A 23,181-nucleotide genomic window follows, 5' to 3' on the forward strand; every position below is an offset into this window, starting at 1 on the left:
AATATCCTTTTCGATCTCGATCAATATACCCTATAGGGGTATATGCGAACTCAAGGCGAAAATGTCAATGTCGTCGCGACTGCGCCTGTCAGAAGCCCCGGATCGCTAGCGCTGCGACCCAGGGCCGGTGACTAATTATAGCTGGCGAATACGCGCTGGCCCTTGGGACCGAAGGCAATCACCTGATAAGGCTCTGTCCTATCCTGATATTCCATGCCGGGCGATCCCACCGGCATGCCGGGAACCGCAAGGCCGATCACATCTTCAGGTTTTTCGCTGAGCAATTTCCGGATCGCTTCGGCCGGGACATGACCCTCGATAACATAGCCTTCAACGATCATCGTGTGGCAGGCGCGCAGTTCGTTTGGCACACCGTGCAGATTCTTGACGATCTGCATATCGGCATTTTTAGCGATTACCTCGGCATCAAGACCGGTAGAAGCATGATCCGCCCATTCCAGACAGCAGCCGCAGCCGGCATCCCGGTACATGGTGTAGCTTGCCGCCTGCGCTGCCGTCGAACAGGCCGCCAGCGATAGCAGCAACAGTCCGGCCGCGCTGGTCTCCCGCATCGATTTGGCAATAGCTCCGATCATCAAACTTTCCTTTCCAACTGCCGCCTGCTGCCGAAGCAGCAGGAGCGGCGGATCACCGTTTCACTTTTTCAAACAGGTCGATCAATTCTTCAAATTTCTCTTTTTGCTCGGCCGAACTTCCGGTCGCGATCGCCTCGCTGACGCAACAGGCGGCGTGGTCTTTCAATATCTGGCTTTCGACCTTTGCCAGCGCCGCCTTCACTGCCTGCACCTGATGCAATATGTCGATACAATAGCGGTCGTCGGTCACCATCTGGGCGATGCCACGCACCTGTCCCTCGATACGGCGGAGCCGGTTTATTTTCTGATCCACTGCACCTTTGGCCATGACATCCCTCTTGTATTGGTACCCCATGGGGGTATATGCGAACTTATGCAAAACTCCAACATGAAATATTCCCGCCGCTCGATGATCGGCTCTCTCGCTGCATTGAGCAGCCTTGCTGCCCTGCCCATGCCCGCCTGGGCCATGGGCCAGATGGACAGGCGTGGAGGTGGTCTTGTGCGCAAGGGCATCAACGAGCTTTCCGGTGCGAAGATCGATCTGCATATTGCCGATGGCCGCTTTGCGACCGGTGGCCGGTCGGGCCATGCGATTGCCGTTAACGGCACCGTCCCGGGCCCGCTGATCCGGCTGAAGGAGGGTGAGCAGACGATACTCTCGGTGCACAATATGCTCGATGTCGACAGTTCGGTGCACTGGCATGGGCTGCTTTTGCCGTTCCAGTTTGACGGCGTGCCGGGGATCAGCTTTCCGGGGATCAAGCCCGGTGCGCGTTTCGATGTGCCGCTGACGCCGCGCCAGTCGGGAACCTACTGGTGGCACAGCCATAGCGGGCTGCAGGAGCAAGTCGGTCATTATGGCCCGATCATCATCGATCCCGCCGGCCCCGATCCTGTCGCCTATGACCGCGAGCATATCATCCTGCTCAGCGAATTCACCCCGATGCACCCGCATACCATCATGAAGAAACTGAAAGCGGCAGAGGGCTATTTCAGCATGCAGAAGACCAGCGCCACGGACGACTATGATCTGAGCGGTGAAGAGCGGCGGATGTGGGGAAAGATGCGGATGATGCCGACCGACATCGCCGATGTCTCGGCCCCGACCTACAGCTATCTGATCAACGGCCACGGACCGGAGGACGGGTTGGAGCTTGCCTTTAGTCCCAGCGAGCGGGTCCGGCTGCGGATCATCAATGGCAGCGCGATGAGCTTCTTCAACATCCGCCTGCCCGGCCTGCCGATGACGGTGGTACAGGCCGATGGGGTCAACGTGCAGCCGGTCGAGGTCGACGAACTGCAGATCGGGGTCGCCGAAACCTATGATGTGATCGTCACGCCGACCGAAGCGGGTGCTTTCGCGATTGCGGCGGAGAGCATGGATCGCAGCGGCATGGCGCAGGCCTCCCTCACCTCGCAACCGGGGCGCAAGGCCGCCTTTCCTGCCCTGCGCGCCCCGCCTTTGCTGTCGATGGCGGACATGGGGATGGATCACGGCAGCGATGCAACCGAACCACCCGAACCGATGGACCACGGCAAGATGACCCATGCCGCCATGGGTCATGCGATGCCGGACCCTGCGCCTGCTGACGCGCATGGCGGACATGACATGGCAGCCATGGACATGAGCGGCGGCATGGCCATGCGCGATACGTCGCTGCTGCCGCCGACAGTGAAGACCGGTCCCGGCATCGATATGGTGGCTATGAACCCGCAGGACCGGACCGGCTATCCCGGCCTTGGCCTGGATGATGTGCCGCATAGAGTGCTCAACTATCGCCTGCTGAAATCGCTCGAGATGGACCATGGGAAACGCGCACCCGAGCGCGAGATGGAATTGCATCTGACCGGCAATATGGAACGCTATATGTGGAGCTTTGACGGCAGGAAAATGAGCGCGGTCGGCGATGACCCGATCCGCTTCGCCTATAACGAGCGCGTACGGGTCAAGCTGGTGAACGACACGATGATGGCCCACCCGATCCATTTGCACGGCATGTTCTTTGAACTGGTCAACGGCCAGGGCCATCACCAGCCGAAAAAGCATACGGTGATTGTCCAGCCGGGCAGCAGCGCGACGTTTGACGTGACCACCGACGAGCCGGGTGACTGGGCCTTTCACTGCCATCTGCTCTACCATATGCACGCCGGGATGATGCAGACGGTCAGCGTTGCCTTTCCGGGAGGAGCGGCATGATGCGGCTATTTGCAACAAGCTTGGTGGCGATGATCGCGACCACGCCCGCACTGGCGCAGGACCATAGCCAGATGGACCACAGCGCGCATCCGATCCCCGCAGCCCCGGAAGAAGCGCCCGAGGTAGATCATTCAAAAATGGACCATGGCGCTATGGGTCACAGTCCGCCGGCCGCCCCGCAAGCATCCTCCCCGAACAACCTGACCGGCCCGCCCAATGCGGCGGATGCGATCTGGGGTGCGGAGGCCATGCGCCCGACCCGCGAAGCGCTCTATCAGGAGCACGGCAATATGCAGATGTTCTGGTTTCAAGGCGACCGGCTGGAATATCGCGCACGCGCAGGTGACGACGGCTATCTCTGGGATGTGCAGGGCTATTATGGCGGCGACCTCGACAAATTCTGGTTCAAGAGCGAAGGCGAAGGCAGTTTCGGCGAGCCGCTGGAAAGCGCCGAAGTGCAGGCTTTATACAGCCGTGCCATAGCGCCGTTCTTCGACCTGCAGGCCGGCGTCCGGCAGGACATGACCGGCCCCGACCGCACCCATGCGGTGATCGGCATCCAGGGTCTGATGCCCTATATGTTCGAAGTCGATGCCGCCGCATTTCTCTCCAGCAAAGGCGACCTCACCGCACGGGTCGAGACAGAATATGACCAGCGCCTCACCCAGCGTCTGACCTTACAGCCCCGTGCCGAAATGAATTTGTCGACGCAGGATATCCCGGAACTGGGCATCGGGTCCGGGATCGACAATCTCGAACTGGGCCTGCGCCTGCGCTATGAAATTGCGCGGGAATTCGCGCCATATATTGGCGTCGAGCAGGAATGGAAACTCGGTGGTAGCCGTGATTATGCCAGACTTGCTGGTGAGGATCCGAGCGCCACCAATTATATCATAGGGGTGCGCTTCTGGTTCTAGAACGGTTAGCGGTCCGTCGGAGTCATGTTTCCCAGCACCTGCTATTGCGCTGGTGTACCAAATGACTGGAAGCTTTCGAAGTGCTTCCGGGTCTCCGGCCGGACCCCTTCTCCTGACAGAATTTGGTCAAGATTTACCTTCCCGTTCTGACCATTTTTTTCGACCACGATGCCAGCCATCTGCCAATCAGGAAATTCACGTTGCTTGATCTCGCGGCGATCAAATATGATCATACCATGGTGGCGCCGGTCTGCCTCGATCAGATCAATACACTCATTAACACTCAACCGGGAGCCTTCTAGAATCTGCATGAAATTCAAGCCGTTGAAGGCAAGCAAACCGGTCAGCCCGAGGGTGTCGTTCCGCTCATTAGCTTCTGTCAAAATAGCCTGAAAATCGGCATCCGCCAGACTGGCGCGTGCAGTGCTGATGTAACTAAGCGATGTTATCAATCCATTCGGCATAGCGTAACTTGCCTCCCCGTTTCCACTATCCAGTCAAATGTAACATCAGGCTATCGTCATTTCACGCCGATGGCCAGACGCAAAAACAGGAGCAGTTGTGCGGAACATTACCTGCCCTGAAACTGTCGTGGAATATCTGGCGATGGTACGGCACCCCGGCTGACTTCATGCAGCCGCCCGCGATAATTTGCTCACCGTGCTGGCAGTCGCCGTCAATATATTATCTGCGTTGTAAACATGGCCTTCCAAAAAGACGATTTTATAGCCTTCCTTTATCGACCAGCCTTCAACCCGCAGCTTGCCCGCCCGGGTCGGTTCCAGATAGGTAGTTTTTATTTCCAGCGATGACAGGCCAACAATATCCGGATCGTGCAAGAACATCGCGTGGCTCATGGCAGCATCCAGCATAGCGGTGACAAAGCCCCCCTGAACGATGTCTATCGAATGGCAATAGTCTTTCCCGATATTGAATTCGAATGTACAGGCCCGTTTTTCCGCGTCGAGATCGACCAGCTTCCCGCCCAGCAAACGTATAAATTCAGGGCTTTGCCGATTTCTCTCTTCCAATATCTTTTCTTTGTTTGTCATCAACATATTCCGTGCTTACCGATAGGATCGGTGCTCCATTTTCTTGTTCCAGATTTCACTATCGCGTTGATCAAGAGACCGCGACCACCCGCAGCGGCTGTCACCCAATCCTCTTATTGTGCGCAAAGCGTCAATTCACTCCGCGATCATTGCCTTCCCAATATGGCGCCCTTAGCTCCCGCCGCAGGATCTTTCCACTCGCGTTTCTCGGCAATTCGGGGATGACATCGACAGTTTTTGGCACCTTGAATCCGGCAATCCGCTCTCTTGCCCAGGCGATGACGCTGTCGGTGTCAATCTCGCCGGCGTCCGGCTTGGGCGAGACAACGGCCTTCACCGCTTCGCCCCATTTGGCATCGGGAATGCCGATGACCGCGACTTCGTTGACCTGCGGGTGGCCGAAGATCGCGTTCTCGACTTCCGCCGGATAGACATTCTCGCCGCCGGAAATGATCATGTCCTTGACCCGGTCCTTGATGTAGAAATACCCGTCTTCGTCCATCACCGCCGCGTCGCCCGTGTAGAGCCAGCCGTCTTCGTCCACCGTCTCTGCGGTCTTCTCCGGATTGTTGAAATAATGCAGCATGTTGAGGCCGGATCGTGTGGCGATTTCTCCGATTGTGCCAGGCGGAACTTCCTGCCGGTTTTCGTCGACGATCTTCATCTCGACACTGGGCAGCGGGATGCCGATGCCGCGCATCCGTTCGTTACCGTCGGGGTCATGATCCTCGGGCGGCAGGATGCAGATGGTTCCAGTGGTCTCGGTCATGCCATATTGCTGGCAGAAAAGCGCCTTGGGCATGGTCTGCATGCACTGGCGCAGCAGCTCCAGCGGGATCGGCGCAGCGCCATAGGTGATCGAGCGGACGCTGGAAAAATCGGTGTCCTTGGCGCGCGGCCAGTTGACCAGCATCTGCAGCGCGGTCGGCACGAGGAAAAACTGGTTGAGCCCCTTGTCGATGCAGTCGAGCACGCTGTCGGGATGGAATTCGGGAATGACCATCATCGTTGCGCCGTTGTAAAAGGCGATCGGACCGATGCCGGAACCGGCTATATGCGCGCAGGGCATGACCGCAAGCGTGCTGTCGCCCGGCTTCAGGTCGATCCATGCATGTTCCGGTTTGTCCTCGACCAAGGGTCGCAACTTGAACAGATTGTCACTGGTCAGTACGGCACCTTTGGGATTACCGGTGGTGCCGGACGTATAGAGTTGCAGTACGCCTTCCGCCGGATCGCACTGGGGCAAATCGCCGGGCTTGGTATGGGCGACAAAATCGGCAAGATTTGGCAGATCGGCACCGGGTTTGGTGCAAAGGATGGTTTTGGTATCGAGCGATTGCTGCGCCGCGTTCTTTGCGGTTTCGACAAATTCCGGCTCGCAGATCAACAATGGCGCACCGGTATCTTTTAACACATAGGCCACTTCCGGCGCCGCGAGACGCCAGCCGATGGGTGCTATCACCATGCCGGCGCGGCTGGCAGCCGCGAACAGGGTGAAATAGAGCCCGCTGTTCTTGCCCAGCCAGCAAATGCGATCGCCCTTGGCGAGGCCTGCACCGGTCAAGGCCCTCGCATATTCCGTCACCCGCTTGTCGAGTTCGGCATAGCTGATCAGACCGTCCGGATCGTCAATCGCGATATTGTCCGGCGTTTTCGCAGCCCAATGGGCGATGGAAGACCCCATGCAGCGTCGTGTCTCTGTCATTTGCCCGCTCCTTGTTACTTTGCGCCCTTGTTAATCGGGCGATTAAGTGATGGCAAGGGGAACGGTGTTAGCCCCTCCTTTTCAAAGGAGGGGTTGGGGTGGTTTCTCTCGTCGAAGAACGGCGCTCGAAATTGCATTCTTATCTGCCTCGCCGCAATTCGCTGGCGCGAGCGATGCTAGCGCATCGCCACCACCCCAACCCCTCCTCTAAAGAAGAGGGGCTATTTCGCTTTCCGATAGACCAAAGATATATTATTCGCGGGCATCTCGATCAGGCTCTCACGAACGAACCCGTTGCGCGCAGCCAGCGCGTCCATATCGGCGACATCGCGCAGGCCCCAGCGCAGGTTGCGGCTCTTGAGGCTGCGTTCGAAGGCGAGATTGCCCGGTGCCGTTTCGACATCCGCGCGCAGATAGGGGCCGTAGAGATAGAAGGGCGCGCCGGGAGCGAGCAGCTTGCCGGCCTTTTCAAACAGGCCGATGCTCGATTCCCACGGGCTGATGTGAACCATGTTGATGCACAGGATCGCCACCACGTTCTCCACGTCCCATTGCGCGGCCTGCGCATCGAGCTGTTTCGGCGGCAGGATATTCGGCACCGCTTCGCGCTTCGTCCACGCGGCAATCGACTGGCAGCATTCGGGGTCTGGATCGCTGGGCTGGAATGTCAGATCGGGAAAAGCCTTGCCGAAATAGACGGCATGTTCGCCGGTGCCGCTGGCGATTTCCAATATGGTTCCCTGTTCGGGCAAGATGCCGCGCAGCACTGCGACGATCGCATCGCGGTTGCGCATGGTCGCCGGAGCATGGCGCTCCTCTCCGCTGTCGGTCTCCGCTGTCAGCCAGGGTTTTGAATCAGCCATCGATATGCTCCGTCAGGGGTTGCCGCCGCCAGATCGCGGCCAGAAAACTGCCGATTACCACATGATAGACCGCCGATATCGCGCTTGGCACCGGTGCCAGCGCGGCCTGCATCGGGCTGGCAAATTGTGCGGCGAAGGTCGGCGTCGAGGCAAGGCTGGAGCCCAGGCCGCTATTCTGCATGCCGACCTCGATGCTGATCGTCCGGCGCTCTGCCACACCAAGGCCCATGGCCCTGGTGATCAGATAGCCGAGCCCGAAGCCAAAGACGTGGAGCAGAAAGATCGCCAGCATCAGCACGCCGAAATGCGCCTCGATCAGCGCCTTGCTGTTGGCGATAATCCCGCCGATGATCAGCACGACGACGATCACCGATACGAGTGGCGAGATCCCGGCGATCTTTTCCGTCGCCCTGGGCAGATAGCGGTTGAACAGCACGCCCGCGATCACCGGCAGCAATACGATCGAGACCATGTTGATAAACAGGCTCCACTGGTCGATCTCGACATATTTTCCGGCGAGCCAGCCGGTGAGCAGCGGCGTCGCGATGACGGCGATCAGGGTCGAGGCCATGGTCATCGTCACCGACAGCGCCAGATTGGCATTGGCAAGATAGGCGACGACATTGGACGCCGTGCCACCGGGGCAACAGGCAACGAGGATCAGGCCGACGGCGAGACCGGTCTCCAGTCCGAATATTGTGGCGAGGAAAATCCCCGCAAAGGGCATTACGGTAAACTGCAAAATAATGCCGGTTGCCACACATCTCGGGATTTTGGTGATCCGCTTGAAATCATCGAACGACAGGGTCAGGCCCATGCCGAGCATGACCAGCCCCAGCATCACGCTGACCAGAGGCTGGCCGAGCGGGCGGAAGCGACCGTCGACGACCCAGAGGAAATGCTCGGGCACAAACCATGCCCAGGCTGTCCCCAATACTGTCCACAGGGCAAAAAGATTGGTCAGACGGTGGATCAAAGCTCCCTCTCCTTACTACCGTTCGCACTGAGCTTGTCGAAGTGCCTCCACGGCCCAGAACCCGTCCTTCGACAGGCTCAGGACGAACGGAGCAACGATAAATTACAGCTATTTCTGTTCTTTATTCCGCAGCTTGAGCAAATTCCTCGTCTTCCGTCCACACCAATATCGGCTTGCGCGCGGCCTGGGTTTCATCCAGCCGCCGCCGGGGAGCGAAATAGGGCGCGCTTTTCAGGCTTTCGTCACCCGCTTTGGCGCGCTCGGCCACCGAACGGAAGGCACCGATAAACTGGTCGATCGCCGCCTTGCTCTCGGTCTCAGTCGGCTCGACCAGCATCGCGCCATGCACGACCAGCGGGAAATACATGGTCATCGGGTGATAGCCCTCGTCGATCATGCCCTTGGCCAGATCGAGCGTCGTCAGCTCGTTGGTGAAGCCCTTGTCCGAGAACAGCGCCTCGTGCATGCACGGCCCGCTATGGGCGAAAGGCGCGTCGAGCACGTCCTCGAGACTGCGCAGGATGTAATTCGCGTTGAGCACGGCATCTTCGGCCACCTGTTTCAGACCGTCGGCGCCATGGCTGAGGATATAGGCCAGCGCACGGGTGAACATGCCCATCTGGCCGTGAAAGGCGCTCATCCGGCCGAATGTGTGCGGATGCCGGTCCTCGACCGTCTCTTCCTCGACCAGGGTGATATGCCCGTCGGCATGACGCTCGGTGAAAGGCAGCGGGCCGTAAGGAGAAAGCGCCTCGGACAATACGACAGGCCCGGAACCCGGTCCGCCACCGCCATGCGGGGTGGAGAAGGTCTTGTGCAGATTGATGTGCATCGCGTCTATGCCGAGATCGCCGGGACGGACCTTGCCGACGATCGCGTTGAAATTCGCGCCGTCGCAATAGACATAACCGCCAGCGGCATGGACCGCGTCGGAAATCTCCTTCATGTCCGGTTCGAACAGGCCGCAGGTGTTCGGGTTGGTGATCATCACGCCGGCCACGTCGGGCCCGAGACGCGCCTTGAGCGCCTCCAAATCGACCCGGCCAGCGGCATTGGCAGGAATATCCTCGACCTTGTAACCGGCAAAGGCCGCGGTCGCCGGATTGGTGCCATGGGCGCTTTCGGGCACCAGGATCACTTCGCGGGCATCGCCGCGTGCTTCCAGAGCAGCCCGAATGCAGAGTATGCCGCAAAGCTCGCCATGGGCGCCGGCCTTGGGCGTCATCGCCACGCCGTGCATGCCGGTCAGCTTGATCAGCCAGACGGCGAGTTCGTTGATCACGCCGAGCGCGCCCTGCACGCTGTCCACCGGCTGCAACGGATGGATATCGGCAAAGCCCTTGAGCCGCGCCATTTTCTCGTTGAGCCGCGGATTATGTTTCATCGTGCAACTGCCGAGCGGAAACAGGCCGACGTCGATCGCATAATTCTGGCGGCTGAGACGGGTATAGTGGCGCACCATCTCACCCTCGGACAATCCGGGAATGGCAATCGGCGCTTCGCGTTCGAGGCCACCGAGACGGCTTTCGACCTGCGGCGCCTCAGGCAAGTCAACGCCGCTGCGATCCGGTGAACCGATTTCGAAAATCAGCGGTTCGTCGACCATCAGGGCGCGGTTGCCGGTGTGGGTGGAAATGGAGCCAGTGTCGGTCATCTGCAGATTGTCTTCCTGTCTGGTCGGACGTCCCTCGGTAAGCATGCTCATGACAGGGCTCCTTCGAGAGCGGTCGCAAATTGCTCCAGCTCTTCCTCGGTGGATGTTTCGGTGACAGCGACCAGCAAGCCGCGCGCGAGTGGCGTGACCTCCGGATAGAGGCGGCCAAGCGACACACCAGCAAGAATCCGCTGGTCGGCAAGCTGCCGCACCACAGGTCGCGCATCCTTATCAAGTATCAGCGTGAACTCATTGAAAAAACAGCCATTCAATAGATTCACGCCATCGATCTGCGACAGCCGGTCCGCTGCATGGACCGCCTTTTTATGGTTGAGCATCGCCAGTTCGCGCAGCCCTTTCTCGCCGAGCAAGGTCATATGCGCCGAGAAAGCCAAGGCACACAGGCCGCTGTTGGTGCAGATGTTCGACGTCGCTTTCTCCCGGCGAATATGCTGTTCCCGCGTGGACAATGTCAGCACGAAACCACGCTTGCCTTCGGCGTCGACGGTCTCGCCGCACAGCCGGCCGGGCATCTGCCGGACATATTTCTGCTTGCAGCCGAACAGGCCGACATAAGGACCGCCGAATTGCAGGCCGACCCCGAGAGACTGGCCTTCGCCAACCACGATATCGGCATCCATTTCGCCGGGTGACTTGATCGCGCCAAGAGCGACAGGTTCTGTCACAACCGCCACCAGCAACGCCTTATGCTGGTGCGCTTTTTCCGCGATCGCGGAAAGATCGCTGATACGGCCCAATATATCGGGATACTGCACGACAACGCAGCTGGTCTCGTCGTCAATCTGGTCGAGCAGGCTTTGGCCGTCTGTGCCTGCGTCGAGTGTCGGCGTTTCATATGCCAGATCATCTTTGGTGAACCGCGCCATGGTTTTGGCCACCGAAACATAATGGGGATGCAGGCCGGAAGACAGAATCGCCTTGCCCCGTTTGGTGATCCGCCGCGCCATAGTGATCGCCTCCCAGCAGGCAGTCGAGCCATCATACATTGAGGCATTGGCAACGTCGACACCGAACAATCGGGCTACCTGGGTCTGGAATTCAAACAGGGTCTGCAGCGTGCCTTGGGCGATTTCAGGCTGATAAGGCGTATAAGCGGTAAGAAACTCGCCGCGCTGGATGATATGGTCGACGCTGGCCGGGATATGGTGCCGATAGGCCCCTGCCCCGAGAAAGAACGGCATATCGCCGGCCGCATGGTTCTTTTTCGCCAGCGCTTTCATATGCGCTTCCACCGCCATCTCGCCGGCGTGCATCGGCAGCCGCTCGATCGGGCCGTTCAACCGGGCCTCTTCCGGCACATCGACAAACAGATCATCGATCGATTGCACGCCGATCTTGGATAGCATCGACTGCCGGTCGTCGGGAGTCAGCGGGAGATAACGCATTATATTCTTCCTTCACTTAAACCCTTCCCTTTCAGAGGAGGAGGGGTTTGGATGGTTTGGTTCCGCCTGTCGCTTGCGCGAGCGATGCTAAGGCATCGCCACCAGCCCTTGGTCCCCTCCTCGCAAGAGGAGGAGAGAAAAATTACAGTCCGTCTACGAACGCCTTATAAGCTTTTTCGTCCATCAGATCGGCCAGCTCTTCCTTGTCCGAAAGGGTCAGCCGGAAAAACCAGCCATCCTCCTCAGGCGATGAATTGACTAGTCCAGGCTCGTCTTCCAGCGCTTCATTCACTTCGATTACTTCGCCGGATACAGCTGCATAAACGTCGGACGCGGCCTTGACCGATTCCACCACCGCAGCATCGTCACCCTGGTCCAGTTCCGTACCAACATCCGGCACTTCAACAAACACGATGTCGCCCAGTTGTTCCTGCGCATAGTCGGTAATCCCGACGGTCGCAGTATCGCCCTCTACTTCGACCCATTCATGTTCATCAGTAAAATATCGGCTCATTTCATTGTCCCCTTCAGTCATTCATAATTTGGGTTTGCGGTGGTATTGATGTGGCACAAAGGGCATATCCGCGACCGTGCAGGCAATCTTCTTCCCGCGCTGTTCCACGGTAATCCCGGTTCCGGTTCCTGACATATCCGTCGGGACATACGCCATCGCAATCGGGCGCTGCAAGGTGGGGGAAAAACCGCCGCTCGTCACTTTACCAATGGTCGCGCCTTGGGCGTCGATCACGACAGCTCCTTCTCGAACAGGTTGGCGACCGTCGACAAACAGACCAACCCGTTTGGTCTCTGCCTTGTCCGGATATTGCGCGAGCACACGCTCCGCGCCGGCAAAATTGCCTTCCTCCCGCCGCACCTTCGACAGCGCAAAGCCCAGATTCGCTTCGACCGGCAGTGTTTCGGCGGTCATATCATGGCCATAGAGCGGTAATCCCGCCTCCAGTCGCAAACTGTCGCGCGCCCCCAGTCCGATGGGGCGCACCTCGTCCAGTTCGAGCAATGCTTCGGCCAGCGTTTCGGCAAGTTCGGATGGAACGCTGATCTCAAACCCGTCTTCGCCAGTATAGCCCGAGCGACTGATCCCGAGCGGGATACCCCGCCACAGAAACGATCCCGCTTCCATGAAATGGAGATCAGTGGGCTTTGGCCAGTCCGGTTCGTGCGGGTCAATACCAAGCTTCGCCAGAGCAGCGGCCGCTTTGGGGCCCTGAAGCGCCAACAAGGCCTCGTCTTCGAGATGGTGGAGCGCCACGCTATCCGGCAATTGCGCACGCATATAGGCGATATCATCATGTTTGGTCGCACCGTTGACCACCAGATACAGATGATCGCCGGTGTTTGTGACCATCAAGTCATCCAATATTCCGCCATTCTGTGCGAGCAACAAAGTATAGCGAATTTTGCCAGCGGCCAGCGCCGACAGATTGCCCGGTGTGATCCTCTCAAGCGCTTCCGCTGCGCCCTCGCCCATCAGTTGCAACTGCCCCATATGCGAGACATCGAACAGCCCCGCTTCGGTCCGCGTCCAGATATGCTCCGCCATCACCCCCTCATATTGTACCGGCATTTCATAGCCCGCGAATGGAACCATCCGTGCGCCTAGACTCCGATGCCAGTCACCGAGAGGCAGTTGTTTCAGATTTTGGGTATTTTCATTCATGATATTTCCGCTCAGACAAAAGACAGCTCGCAGCAAAGTCCTGCAAAACTGCCCCCTCTGTCACGGAACCTGAGAGTTTCATGGCTTTTCACCTCGATATCCGCTCGTGCAGAGCCGGTCGAAGCACGCTTGCCAACCATCCTTCGACAAGCTCAGGATGAACGGTGAACATATATGCCGGATCAAATCCGACGCCATTTACCCCTTCGGTGGGGCGCCAGTCGTTTGACCATCCGCCCTCTTTCCAGAGTGCTTGTGAGGCGGTTGCGGTCCAGAGGCCTGAGAGTTTCCGGGGCGGTTGCTCCTTCGGCGGCCTTGCAGTCCTGTGAGACAGCAAAACGCTCTCCCGCAACGCCCCGTGATCCTTGCCCGAAAGCACCGATCAAAAAGCAGATTTGAGATTGGATCAGCGGATGGATGGAGTCAATGATTCTGTTGTGCGGTGCAGTATTTTATCTTGCGAGACGGATCATGGTCTCACACCATTGCCCAGATTGCATCATTCCCGTGAACGAATTCCCCCGGATCGCTCTCCGCCGTCATCATTACAATTGCCGCAGCGACATCGCTGGCTAGGATTGACCGGTAACGGCGGAGCTTGCCCTGCAGCAACATGTCCATGATCGGACTGGCCGCGATCGCGAGACTTTCGGCGACACGATTGTCTCCTTCCCGCTCACCACGCAGCAGGCCGGGACGGATAATATCGAGACGGTCGAAATTCTGCGCGCGGAGCAAATCTTCGGCCTCGCCCTTGATCTTGAGGTAGAAGCTAGATGCGCTGCTGTCCGCCATGGTTGAGGACACTGTAATAAACTGCCGTGCGCCAGCTGCCTTGGCCGCGACCCCCACGTCAGCAACCAGATCGCGATCAACTGCGGCAAATTCCTTTTGTGACCCCGCCTTTTTCATCGTCGATCCCAAACAGGATATCACGATGTCGGGCTTTATCTTGGCGATGGTTTTTGGCCAGTTTTCCTGCAACTGAACATGAATTTCCGCCTTGCCGACATCCTTCCGATAGGGACGCCGCAAGAGCAGGTGCATGTGCTTGTCCACGCCCTGTTCAACCAGCTTGCGGGTCACCAATCCCCCGATCAGGCCGGTAGCTCCGACAATCAGGATTGTATCGGTCATGTCTATCATCCCCCCAACGCTCTCAATCGATAAGCCGTCATACCAGCGAAAGCCGGTATCCAAAGCAATATTCGCGAGGCTCACCATTTTGGCTGCCCCCGGCCTGCGCCGGGGTGACACGATCCGTTTCAGCCTGTCGGACCGCCAAATATCTCCCGGTGCCGGTCGCGGGCATAGCGGTCCGTCATCCCGGCGAGAAAGTCAGCAATATGGCGGATGCGCGCCGGCTCCTCTTCAGGCAGCGCCGCCGCCCAGCCATCCGCCATCAGCGCAGGTTGATCACGATAGGCCTGCACCAGATCGGCGACCATCATCTTCCCTTCTTCCGCCGCGGCCATCTGCTTGGGATGATGATAGAGATTCTCATACATGAAGCGTTTCAGTGTGCGTTCCTTTTCCGCCATGGCATCGGAAAAGCCGCCGATCATCCGGCCTGCCTGTCGTACGTCCTCGGGCGATTGCAGGTTCAGGCTATCGATTCGTGCGCGCGTGGTTTCGAGCACATCATTGGCCATCAGACCAATCTGGTCACGGATCAGTTCCGGCAACAACCGGTCTTGCGCGACATCGGTAAAACGGTCGGAGATATCCCGCCACCGCTCGGCAATGAACGGCAATTCGAGCAATTGGTCGAGCGTCAGCAGCCCGGCCCGCATGCCGTCATCGATATCATGATTGTCATAGGCAATATCATCGGCAATCGCAGCAATCTGCGCCTCCAGAGAGGGCCAGCTATCCAGCTCAAGATCCATCGCGGCATTGACCTCAGCCAACGCCCATGTCGGCTTTGCCACCGGGCCATTATGCTTGGCGAGACCCTCCAGCATTTCCCATGTCAGGTTGAGCCCGTCCCAGCGCGGATAAGGCGTTTCAAGCTTGGTCAACGTCCGGATGGTTTGTGCATTATGATCAAAACCGCCAAAATCAGCCAGTGCCGCTTCCAGTGCGTCTTCTCCGGCGTGACCGAAAGGCGGATGGCCGATATCATGGGCGAGGCAGAGCGCTTCGGTCAGGTCTTCGTTCAGACCGAGAGCCCGCGCCAGCGTGCGCCCAATTTGCGCGACTTCCAGGCTATGGGTCAGCCGGACCCGGTAATGGTCACCATCGGGCGCGACAAAGACCTGGGTCTTGTGGCGCAGGCGGCGGAAGGAAATACTGTGGATGATCCGGTCGCGGTCGCGCTGGAAATCGTCGCGTGGTCCGCGGGTGACCTCCCGCTTTTCATCGTGCAGCCGCCCCCGGCTTTTCACCGGATCGCTGGCATAGCTTTTCAAACCGGTCATTTGGCGAGCTCGTTGACCTCGACTCCATCGGCACTGGCCCAGGCAAAGCCGTCACCGCCATCTTTTCGGAACTCCGCTTCAAAAGCCTTGGCTGCCTTGAAATCGTCAAACGGTCCGATCACCAGCCGCCGGGTTTTGCCCCAGGGGGAGGTCCAGCCCTTTTCGCCCTTGAACAGTTCGCTGTGTTTTTTTGCCATCCTGCGATAGTCAAACTTCAGGGCATCGAGGTTCGAACCCGTCGCAATCTGCACCCAATAGCGCTTGGGGTGTTCCGGTTCTTTCGGTTTAACCGGCGCCTTTTCAACCGGTTTAGCAACGATTTTAGGCTGTGGCTTTGCCGGTTCGATGGCGTCGAGATCAACCGGTACCACCGCCGTCCGGGTTTCCTTTTCGGGTATGTTGATGCCCTTGATAATATCGGCCAGCGGTTTCACCGCCGGAGCAGCGGATGCGGTTTCAACCGCGGCAGACTGGGTGTTCGCGAGGTCGAAATTGACCAGATTGACCGGATCTGAGACTCCGGCTTCGGTCGAAGACGGAGGCTCCATGGCTGGCTGCGCAAAAGGGCTGGAGACCGGCTGACGACCGGCAATAGCCACTTTGCGCTCGACCGATTCCGAGACCAGTGCGGGCGAGCGGTTCGGAGCCACAGGCGTTTGAAAACCGGGGGAAGCACCTTGGTCCGCCGATTTGATTCCGGCAGTTCTTACCGGATCAGACTTGCTTTTGGCAGGGGCCGGTTCGGGCGGGCTTTGAGACGCAATATCAGCAGAGGCTGCAGCCGACGGCGTTGTCGCCACCGGTGCGCGTGCGAATGTGGATGCACGGCCCGAACTTTTCCCGGTGGGTGCCGGCATATCCGTACGCGAGAGGACAACCACTTCATTCCTGGTCGGACGGCGGCTGGCTTTCCGTTCCGACGTTTTGCGGTCGGTCTTACCAGGACGGCGGCGCGGAGATTTGTCGGGCATGGCGAGCACGCGAGGACGATCGACATCTGCACCCAACGCAGGTCCGACCGGAATCAGGCCCGCGTCCGCGCCATCGCCGCCTCTCGCCGCCATGCTGGAGGCCATTTGAACCGCAGCCACATCGACCCCGATATTTTCGCTGGCCGGAAAATGCCCCAAATGAACCGCCGCTGCCTTCTGGGCGGCTGTCAGCTTGGGCATACGGTCAAAAAATGGCTTGATGGCTTTCGCCATCCGTCGTTCCATCGTTTGCTCGATTATATTCTCCGCGTCTTTTTTCTTGCCATTCATGGCATAGATAAACGCCCGGTTCCGCCACGCATCACGGTCGCTTTTCTGAAGCAGGGGGGCGAGCTGTGCTTCGGCCCGTTCAACATCGCCGCTGATCCCTAATGACAGCGCATAGCGCGCCACCAGTTCGTCGCTGCTGCCATAGCGCATCGCCAGTTCATAATCTTTCTGGGCATCCCGATTCCGGCCGATGAGATCATAAGCCAAACCGCGATCCTCGGCGATTTCGCGTACTGCAATGCCATTGGCGACCGCCTGATCGAAATAGCGGATCGCACCAAATGGATTTTCTTCGGCCAGCAACGCTCTGCCGAGACCGGCTTTCACCCTGCCACTTGACGAATAAATCTGATCCGCCTTGGCAAGGAACCCGATGGCGGCACGCATATCACCCAGCTCAAGGGCCGCAAGTCCCGCGTCCGCAAGGGCAGAGGAATCGTTGGAATCATTCGCGATACGGCGCAGTGCGTTCTGAAGATCGGCGGAATTGGACTGGCCGCTGGATTGAGCAGCGGCGGGCGTATTTGGAACAGCCAACGCTAAGAGCGCTGCGGACATTCCCAATAAAATTTTGAATCTGTATTTCACAAGATGCATAAAGGAATGATTCAGCAAGAAATCAATCACTCCGGAAGCCTGGCAAGGCCAATGGTGGCACGCAAAAGACAAACTCCCTCGCGCCGCCCGATCAGCACCAAAATCCGCTTGAACCGTATCCCGATTTACTGGTTATTCTGCCGGTTCAAAAAACGCGGAATGTCGAGCGGGTCCGAAGATTTGTCATCTTCGCCGCCTTCGTCTTCCTCGGATCTTGATCCACCTCGCGTCAAATTGGACATGCGTTCGAACAACGTGCCACCGCCCGAAGCAACGCGCGGTGCCGGTGGCGGCTGAACGCCTGAAGCGGACGTTTCGTCGTCATCGCGCTGAATCGCATCATCACCCAATACCAACTCGTCTTCTTCATCTGTTCCCGACACTGGCTTTGACGCAGCCATTCCCGGTGTGAGCGATGCAAAAGACGGCGTCGCGGATGGTTCATATTCCGGTTCATCATCATCGCCATAGGTTGCAACGGGAGAAGGTGCGACTTCGGGCGACGCTTCGGGTTCGGCTTCTGCCTCAACGTCAGCCTCCACTTCGGTCTCGGGTACCGGTGCGGACGCAATTTCCGCTTCCTCAGCAGCATCCTGCTCATCTTCGTCACTTGCAATCGATGACGCAAAGCTGGATGTCGCGGGGGGTTCCTCCGAATTTTGCATTGAACTGCCCATCGCAAAGGAAGCGACAGGAGCAGTTGATGATCTGCTGCCGTCGCTATCGATCCCGGTAGCGACAACCGACACACGGATACGCCCGTCAAGATTCGGGTTGAACGCACTACCCCAGATGATATTGGCATCCGGATCGACCAGCTCACGAATATGATTGGCGGCTTCGTCGACTTCCATCAGGCGCATATCGTCGCCGCCGGTAATCGATACGATAACGCCCTTGGCGCCCTGCATCGACACACCGTCGAGCAATGGATTGGCAATGGCCTTTTCCGCAGCTTCCAGCGCGCGTCCGTCGCCTTCGGCTTCGCCCGTGCCCATCATCGCCTTGCCCATTTCGTGCATGACGCTGCGCACATCGGCAAAGTCGAGGTTGATCAGGCCAGGCATGACCATCAGGTCGGTAATCCCGCGAACACCCTGTTGCAGAACTTCATCAGCAAGCAGGAAGGCTTCCTTGAAAGTGGTATTCGGATTGGCGACCAGAAACAGATTCTGGTTCGGAATGACGATCAGCGTGTCGACATTCTTCTGCAATTCCTCGATACCGGCTTCGGCGGATTTCATCCGGCGGGTGCCTTCAAAGGTGAATGGCTTGGTCACCACGCCGACAGTCAATATGCCGCGGTCGCGGGCGGCTTTGGCAATCACCGGAGCGGCACCGGTACCTGTTCCGCCACCCATGCCGGCAGCGATAAAGCACATATGCGTGCCTTCCAGCGCCTGCTCGACCAGATCGATGGTTTCTTCGGCAGCAGCACGGCCAACCTCGGGGCGCGATCCTGCACCCAGGCCCTGGGTAATATCGGGACCAAGCTGGATCCGCCGCTCAGCAGTCGAGCTGTTAAGCGATTGCGCGTCGGTGTTGGTAACGATGAAATCGACACCCTCAACCTGCGCCGCAATCATGTTCGCAATGGCGTTGCCTCCGGCTCCGCCGACTCCGATAACCGCAATTTTCGGTTTCAGTTCTTCGACTTCCGGTGGGCCAATATTGATACTCATCTCATTGTCTCCCGAGACATTATGTCGTGCTGTCAGATTTTGTTAACGCTTTGCACAAATTTCATGGTGGAATCACCCGAAAAGTTAATTTATTTTGCCGTTTTACTAAAAATTTCCCCGGATCGCCGACATCAAACGCCCGATCACAGCCGATCCGCCATATTTGTAAATTTTCTGATGGCTTCCCGCCATCGACCGCAGATCAACCGGATCCTGCGACGCGTAGAGCGCCAGCCCAGCGAGTCCGGCAAAGGCTGGACCACTATGCGCTTCGGGCAGCGCGCTCAGTCCGGCCGGTCGACCGATGCGCACCGTGCGGCCCAAAGCGGACTGGGCATAGTCGGCGATGCCCTTGAGTTCAGCCCCGCCGCCCGTCAGTACAACCTGCCGGCCAACCGGACCGGTAAAACCGAGTTCCTTCAGTGACCGGCCGATTTCTCCGATGAGATGATCCAGCCGCTGGCGGATGACCGAGATCAGCTGCGCGCGGGTGATCCGTCCGTCCTCATCGCTATGTTCAGCGCTTTTCTCCAGATCGAGATTGATAACATCATGATTGTCACGGGGACTGGTGGTGGCTGACCCGTAGAAACATTTTATCCGCTCCGCCTGAGCGCGCCGCAAACCGAAGGAAGACGCAATATCGTCGGTGATATCGGCGGCGCCATAGGGTAGCGTCATCAAACCGACCAGCATCCCGCCGGCAAATAGCGAAACATTGGTCACTTCAGCGCCCAGTTCGACCAGAGCCACGCCCAGTTCCCGCTCTTCCTTGGAAAGACAGGCGGTGCCGGCGGCGATCGGCGACGCAACGATCGACTTCACGTTGAGATGCGCGCCACGGACGCTCATATCTATATTGCGGACCGGTGAACCTTCGGCAAGAATGACGTGAATATCCACGCCAAGACGATCGGCGTGCAGACCCTTGGGTTTCTTGACCCCGTTCAGGCCGTCAAGCGTATAGAGCGCAGGCTGAGCGTGCAGCACCATCTTGCCCTTGGGATCGATGCTGTTGCGTCCAGCGTCTAGCAACAGGTCAATATCTTCCTGCTCAATCCGGTGACCACCCAATTCGGTTTCGACCGATGTGAGCATGCTTTGCAGGCCACCAGCGGAGAAGCTGACCCAGACATCATCGATATTGGTTCCGGCGATACGCTCCGCCTGCTCGACAGCGTCACGAACATCCAGCTCGGTCGTCTCGGTATCGGCGATATAGCCGCGTTTCACACCCTTGCTGGCGCGCTGGCCAGTGCCAAGAACCGTCAGTTCACCATTGTCCATCCGTCCGGCAATCATCGCGGATATCTTGGAAGAACCGATATCCAGTGCCGTGAAGATTTTCTCTACCCGTGCTGCCATTTGTCTAATCCTTTACCCCGATCAATGTCGTCATCAACCAAATAACCATTCAACCGATCAACTCTCCGGATCTGCCGGTTCTGTTTTCGGCGGCATTCGCAGATAGGCGCGTTCGGCATCCCGCAGATCGAAATGGACGACCCCGCGCCCGAGCAAGCGATTGACGCCGTCCATCCGCGCGAAATTCAACAGCGCAGCCGATGCGGTTTCCTCACCTTCGGGCAATGCCAGCGTCTCTCCACTATCAAACTCAAGATCCCACCGTCGATTGCCGATCCAGGTCGCACCGGTCACCATCGGACGCAGCGCGGGCGCTACATCGAGCAGCGAGTCCAGCTGGGTAAATTTCAGATTGGCTTTCTTGCCGACAATCACCGGCAGGTTGGGAATTTCTTCCTTGCTGATCTCTTCCAGCGGATAGCCGGTATTGTCGATCAGCGAGAGCTGACCCTTGTTTTGCCAGACCGCAACCGGTTCGCGTTCGACTATATCCACAACCAAGGTATCGGGCAGCCGACGGGAAATCCGGGCATCCTTGATCCAGCCGTTTGACATCAGATCGTCGCGCACCGCGTCGATATCGACCAGCATCATCGACCGGTCTTTCTGCGCCAGGGTGATTTCATAGACTTTCAACTCGTCGATGCGGTTGACACCGCTAACCTCGACCCGCTTCACTTCGAAGCCCGCCTTGCCGACTGCAGCGGCGACCTCGGTCTTGATCCGTTCGTTGATGCCGGAATAATGGGCGACGCTATAGGCGCCAAGAATGAAAACCCCTACCAGCCCCCAGGTCAGGCCTTTTTGCACCTGCTCTTCGGTAACCGGCATAGCGCGCAATATCTTGTCAAACACCGAAACCTGACGGACCTTGCGTGTTGCCTGCTTGCGCGGCTTGCCCTTGACTTGTCTGCTGGTGCGTTTTCGGGTGGCTGTCATAGCGCTTCTCTCACAATCAGTTCGACCAGTTTTTCGTAGCTGATCCCCATCTGCTTCGCCTGTTCGGGGACAAGGCTGAGCGGGGTCATGCCGGGCTGGGTATTGGTTTCGAGAACAAACAGGCCGGCCGCGCCCTGTTCGTCATCCCAGCGGAAATCGGTACGGGATGTGCCCTTGCACCGCAAAACTTCGTGAGCCTTCAGTGCATAGTCGAGACAAAGTTGTGCAATATCATCGGGAATCTCAGCAGGACAGACATGCTGGGTCAGGCCTTCCGTATATTTGGCTTCATAATCATAAAAACCCTGCGCGGTTTTCAATTCGGTTACGCAAAGCGCCTTGCCGCCGACAACGGCTGTGGTCAGTTCGCGTCCCTTGATAAAGGGTTCTGCCAGCAGTTCATCAAATTCCTGCCATGGACCAGCGACGTCGCGGCCAATCGGATGGCCGTAATTGCTGTCATCGGTGACGATCGCGACACCGACCGACGAGCCTTCGTTTACTGGTTTCAATACATAGGGACGCGGCAGCGGATCAGCCTCGTAGAGACTGGCACTGGAAACAACCTTGCCCTTGGGCATCGGGATACCGGCGGGGACCAGCTGCTGCTTGGTCAGTTCCTTGTCGATCGCAATGACCGATGTGACCATGCCGCTGTGCGTATAGGGGACCTGCATCAGATCGAGCATCCCCTGGACGCTGCCGTCTTCTCCCGGCACGCCGTGCAGCGCGTTGAACACCACATCGGGCCGGATACCGGCCAGCACCTGCGCTACATTGCGGTCCATATCGACACGGGTTACCTGATGGCCGTTTTTCTCCAGCGCATCGGCCACACCATTGCCGCTGCTCAACGATACTTCGCGTTCAGCGGACCATCCGCCCATCAGGACAGCGACGTGGAGACTCTTTTTGTCATTGCCGCTCATGCTTCATCCCCCACGCGCTGGATTTCCCATTGTAATTCTACGCCCGAATGGGCTTTGACCCGCTTGCGGACTTCGTCGCCGAGCGCTTCGATATCGGCAGAACTTGCGCCCCCGAGATTTATCAAAAAGTTGCAGTGTTTTTCCGACACCTGCGCCTGCCCGATTTGCAGCCCGCGGCAACCGGCTTCATCGACCAGCTGCCAGGCCTTATGGCCCTCGGGGTTCTTGAAGGTGGAACCGCCGGTCTTGGAACGCAGCGGCTGGGAGGCTTCGCGCTCGTCGGCGATCCGCTTCATTTCCGCGCCGATAATTTCGGGTTCGCCACTTTCACCCTTGAACGTCGCGCTTACTACAATCGCGCCTTCGGGCAGCGTGGAATGGCGATAGCTGTAACCCATGTCGGCCAGCGGGATTGTCACCAGATCACCGTTGCGCAGGATCACGTCAGCGCTTTCCAATATGTCACAGACTTCGCGGCCATAGGCGCCGGCGTTCATGCGCACCGCGCCGCCGATGGTGCCGGGTATGCCGCGCAGAAATTCCATTCCGGCAATGCCGTGATCGCGGGCTCTGCTGGCCGCCGAAATGCCCGGCGCACCAGCGCCGCAGCGCAGCGTCAGCCCATCTGCTTCGATCGATGCAAAGGCCTTGCCCAATCTGACCACCACGCCCTGGATGCCCCCGTCGCGGATGATCAGATTGGACCCCAGGCCGAGCGGCCAGACCGCTATCGCCGGATCAAGGTCGCGGAGGAACTGTTGCAGATCGTCGATATCTTTCGGCTCGAACAGCCACTCTGCCGCACCGCCGCTCTTGAACCAGACGAGCGGGGCCAGTGGCGCGCTTTCTGTCAGCTTGCCGCGGGTAACAGGCATGGTGGCAACGGCACTCATCAGCGCGGTTCCCGGCGCGAAAAACCGTTCGCACTGAGCTTGTCGAA

The 23,181-nt window shown here is 58.4% G+C and carries 21 protein-coding genes and 1 riboswitch; of the genes, 2 read left to right on the top strand and 19 right to left on the bottom strand.

Annotated elements, in window-relative coordinates; genetic code table 11:
* Positions 1 to 131: 131 nt before the first annotated feature.
* Together ACN0VD_RS03455 and ACN0VD_RS03460 are read right to left on the bottom strand one after the other, a co-directional pair.
* Positions 132 to 596, bottom strand: a complete 465-nt coding sequence (locus ACN0VD_RS03455; RefSeq protein ID WP_417591652.1) for a DUF411 domain-containing protein — start codon at positions 594 to 596, stop codon at positions 132 to 134.
* 52 nt (positions 597 to 648) lie between these two features.
* Entirely contained in the window at positions 649 to 924 is a 276-nt protein-coding gene (locus ACN0VD_RS03460) for a metal-sensitive transcriptional regulator (RefSeq protein WP_417591654.1), read from the bottom strand.
* A gap of 60 nt (positions 925 to 984) precedes the next feature.
* On the opposite strand from ACN0VD_RS03460, the gene ACN0VD_RS03465 reads away from it, so the two are divergent.
* Together ACN0VD_RS03465 and ACN0VD_RS03470 are read left to right on the top strand one after the other, a co-directional pair.
* On the top strand, positions 985 to 2,796 hold the full coding sequence (locus ACN0VD_RS03465; protein WP_417591656.1) for a copper resistance system multicopper oxidase: 1,812 nt from the start codon (positions 985 to 987) through the stop codon (positions 2,794 to 2,796).
* Positions 2,793 to 3,713 carry a copper resistance protein B gene (locus tag ACN0VD_RS03470; protein WP_417591658.1) on the top strand — a complete coding sequence of 307 codons (921 nt, stop codon included), beginning with the start codon at positions 2,793 to 2,795 and terminating at the stop codon, positions 3,711 to 3,713. Before ACN0VD_RS03465 ends, ACN0VD_RS03470 begins: the two co-directional genes overlap by 4 nt.
* Positions 3,714 to 3,754: 41 nt before the next feature.
* On the opposite strand, the gene ACN0VD_RS03475 is transcribed toward ACN0VD_RS03470, so the two are convergent.
* The 17 genes from ACN0VD_RS03475 to murB form a co-directional block, all read right to left on the bottom strand.
* A complete protein-coding gene (locus tag ACN0VD_RS03475) occupies positions 3,755 to 4,177 on the bottom strand; it encodes a BLUF domain-containing protein (protein WP_417591660.1) in 423 nt (140 codons plus the stop codon).
* Between the two features lie 165 nt (positions 4,178 to 4,342).
* The gene (locus ACN0VD_RS03480; protein WP_417591662.1) at positions 4,343 to 4,765 is read right to left on the bottom strand and encodes a PaaI family thioesterase; all 423 of its coding nucleotides are present in this window, start codon (positions 4,763 to 4,765) and stop codon (positions 4,343 to 4,345) included.
* A gap of 130 nt (positions 4,766 to 4,895) precedes the next feature.
* On the bottom strand, positions 4,896 to 6,470 hold the full coding sequence (locus ACN0VD_RS03485) for a long-chain-fatty-acid--CoA ligase (RefSeq protein WP_417591664.1): 1,575 nt from the start codon (positions 6,468 to 6,470) through the stop codon (positions 4,896 to 4,898).
* Between the two features lie 221 nt (positions 6,471 to 6,691).
* Positions 6,692 to 7,333 carry a DUF938 domain-containing protein gene (locus tag ACN0VD_RS03490; protein WP_417591666.1) on the bottom strand — a complete coding sequence of 214 codons (642 nt, stop codon included), beginning with the start codon at positions 7,331 to 7,333 and terminating at the stop codon, positions 6,692 to 6,694.
* Positions 7,326 to 8,309 carry a bile acid:sodium symporter family protein gene (locus ACN0VD_RS03495; protein WP_417591668.1) on the bottom strand — a complete coding sequence of 328 codons (984 nt, stop codon included), beginning with the start codon at positions 8,307 to 8,309 and terminating at the stop codon, positions 7,326 to 7,328. Before ACN0VD_RS03495 ends, ACN0VD_RS03490 begins: the two co-directional genes overlap by 8 nt.
* Positions 8,310 to 8,430: 121 nt before the next feature.
* The gene (gene gcvPB, locus ACN0VD_RS03500) at positions 8,431 to 10,014 is read right to left on the bottom strand and encodes an aminomethyl-transferring glycine dehydrogenase subunit GcvPB (protein WP_417591670.1); all 1,584 of its coding nucleotides are present in this window, start codon (positions 10,012 to 10,014) and stop codon (positions 8,431 to 8,433) included.
* Positions 10,011 to 11,369, bottom strand: coding sequence for an aminomethyl-transferring glycine dehydrogenase subunit GcvPA (gene gcvPA, locus ACN0VD_RS03505; RefSeq protein WP_417591672.1), 1,359 nt, complete (start codon positions 11,367 to 11,369; stop codon positions 10,011 to 10,013). Before gcvPA ends, gcvPB begins: the two co-directional genes overlap by 4 nt.
* 142 nt (positions 11,370 to 11,511) lie before the next feature.
* Positions 11,512 to 11,883, bottom strand: coding sequence for a glycine cleavage system protein GcvH (gcvH, locus tag ACN0VD_RS03510; RefSeq protein WP_417591674.1), 372 nt, complete (start codon positions 11,881 to 11,883; stop codon positions 11,512 to 11,514).
* A gap of 21 nt (positions 11,884 to 11,904) precedes the next feature.
* The gene (gcvT, locus tag ACN0VD_RS03515; RefSeq protein WP_417591676.1) at positions 11,905 to 13,047 is read right to left on the bottom strand and encodes a glycine cleavage system aminomethyltransferase GcvT; all 1,143 of its coding nucleotides are present in this window, start codon (positions 13,045 to 13,047) and stop codon (positions 11,905 to 11,907) included.
* A gap of 257 nt (positions 13,048 to 13,304) precedes the next feature.
* Positions 13,305 to 13,406, bottom strand: a riboswitch (glycine riboswitch).
* A 118-nt stretch (positions 13,407 to 13,524) separates the two neighbouring features.
* Positions 13,525 to 14,184, bottom strand: a complete 660-nt coding sequence (locus ACN0VD_RS03520) for an NAD(P)H-binding protein (protein ID WP_417591678.1) — start codon at positions 14,182 to 14,184, stop codon at positions 13,525 to 13,527.
* Positions 14,185 to 14,312: 128 nt separating this feature from the next.
* Positions 14,313 to 15,467: a deoxyguanosinetriphosphate triphosphohydrolase gene (locus ACN0VD_RS03525; RefSeq protein WP_417591680.1), complete on the bottom strand. Its 1,155-nt coding sequence runs from the start codon at positions 15,465 to 15,467 to the stop codon at positions 14,313 to 14,315.
* Positions 15,464 to 17,266 carry an SPOR domain-containing protein gene (locus ACN0VD_RS03530; RefSeq protein WP_417591682.1) on the bottom strand — a complete coding sequence of 601 codons (1,803 nt, stop codon included), beginning with the start codon at positions 17,264 to 17,266 and terminating at the stop codon, positions 15,464 to 15,466. The genes ACN0VD_RS03525 and ACN0VD_RS03530 overlap by 4 nt, the downstream gene beginning before the upstream one ends.
* A gap of 185 nt (positions 17,267 to 17,451) precedes the next feature.
* Positions 17,452 to 19,008: a cell division protein FtsZ gene (gene ftsZ, locus ACN0VD_RS03535; RefSeq protein ID WP_417591684.1), complete on the bottom strand. Its 1,557-nt coding sequence runs from the start codon at positions 19,006 to 19,008 to the stop codon at positions 17,452 to 17,454.
* Positions 19,009 to 19,113: 105 nt separating this feature from the next.
* Positions 19,114 to 20,373, bottom strand: a complete 1,260-nt coding sequence (gene ftsA / locus ACN0VD_RS03540; protein WP_417591686.1) for a cell division protein FtsA — start codon at positions 20,371 to 20,373, stop codon at positions 19,114 to 19,116.
* Between the two features lie 57 nt (positions 20,374 to 20,430).
* The gene (locus ACN0VD_RS03545; protein WP_417591688.1) at positions 20,431 to 21,312 is read right to left on the bottom strand and encodes a cell division protein FtsQ/DivIB; all 882 of its coding nucleotides are present in this window, start codon (positions 21,310 to 21,312) and stop codon (positions 20,431 to 20,433) included.
* A complete protein-coding gene (locus tag ACN0VD_RS03550; protein WP_417591690.1) occupies positions 21,309 to 22,241 on the bottom strand; it encodes a D-alanine--D-alanine ligase in 933 nt (310 codons plus the stop codon). Before ACN0VD_RS03550 ends, ACN0VD_RS03545 begins: the two co-directional genes overlap by 4 nt.
* Positions 22,238 to 23,134 carry a UDP-N-acetylmuramate dehydrogenase gene (gene murB, locus ACN0VD_RS03555; protein ID WP_417591692.1) on the bottom strand — a complete coding sequence of 299 codons (897 nt, stop codon included), beginning with the start codon at positions 23,132 to 23,134 and terminating at the stop codon, positions 22,238 to 22,240. Before murB ends, ACN0VD_RS03550 begins: the two co-directional genes overlap by 4 nt.
* Positions 23,135 to 23,181: the final 47 nt, after the last annotated feature.

Source organism: Parasphingorhabdus sp., assembly GCF_048267785.1.
Lineage (GTDB): Bacteria > Pseudomonadota > Alphaproteobacteria > Sphingomonadales > Sphingomonadaceae > Parasphingorhabdus.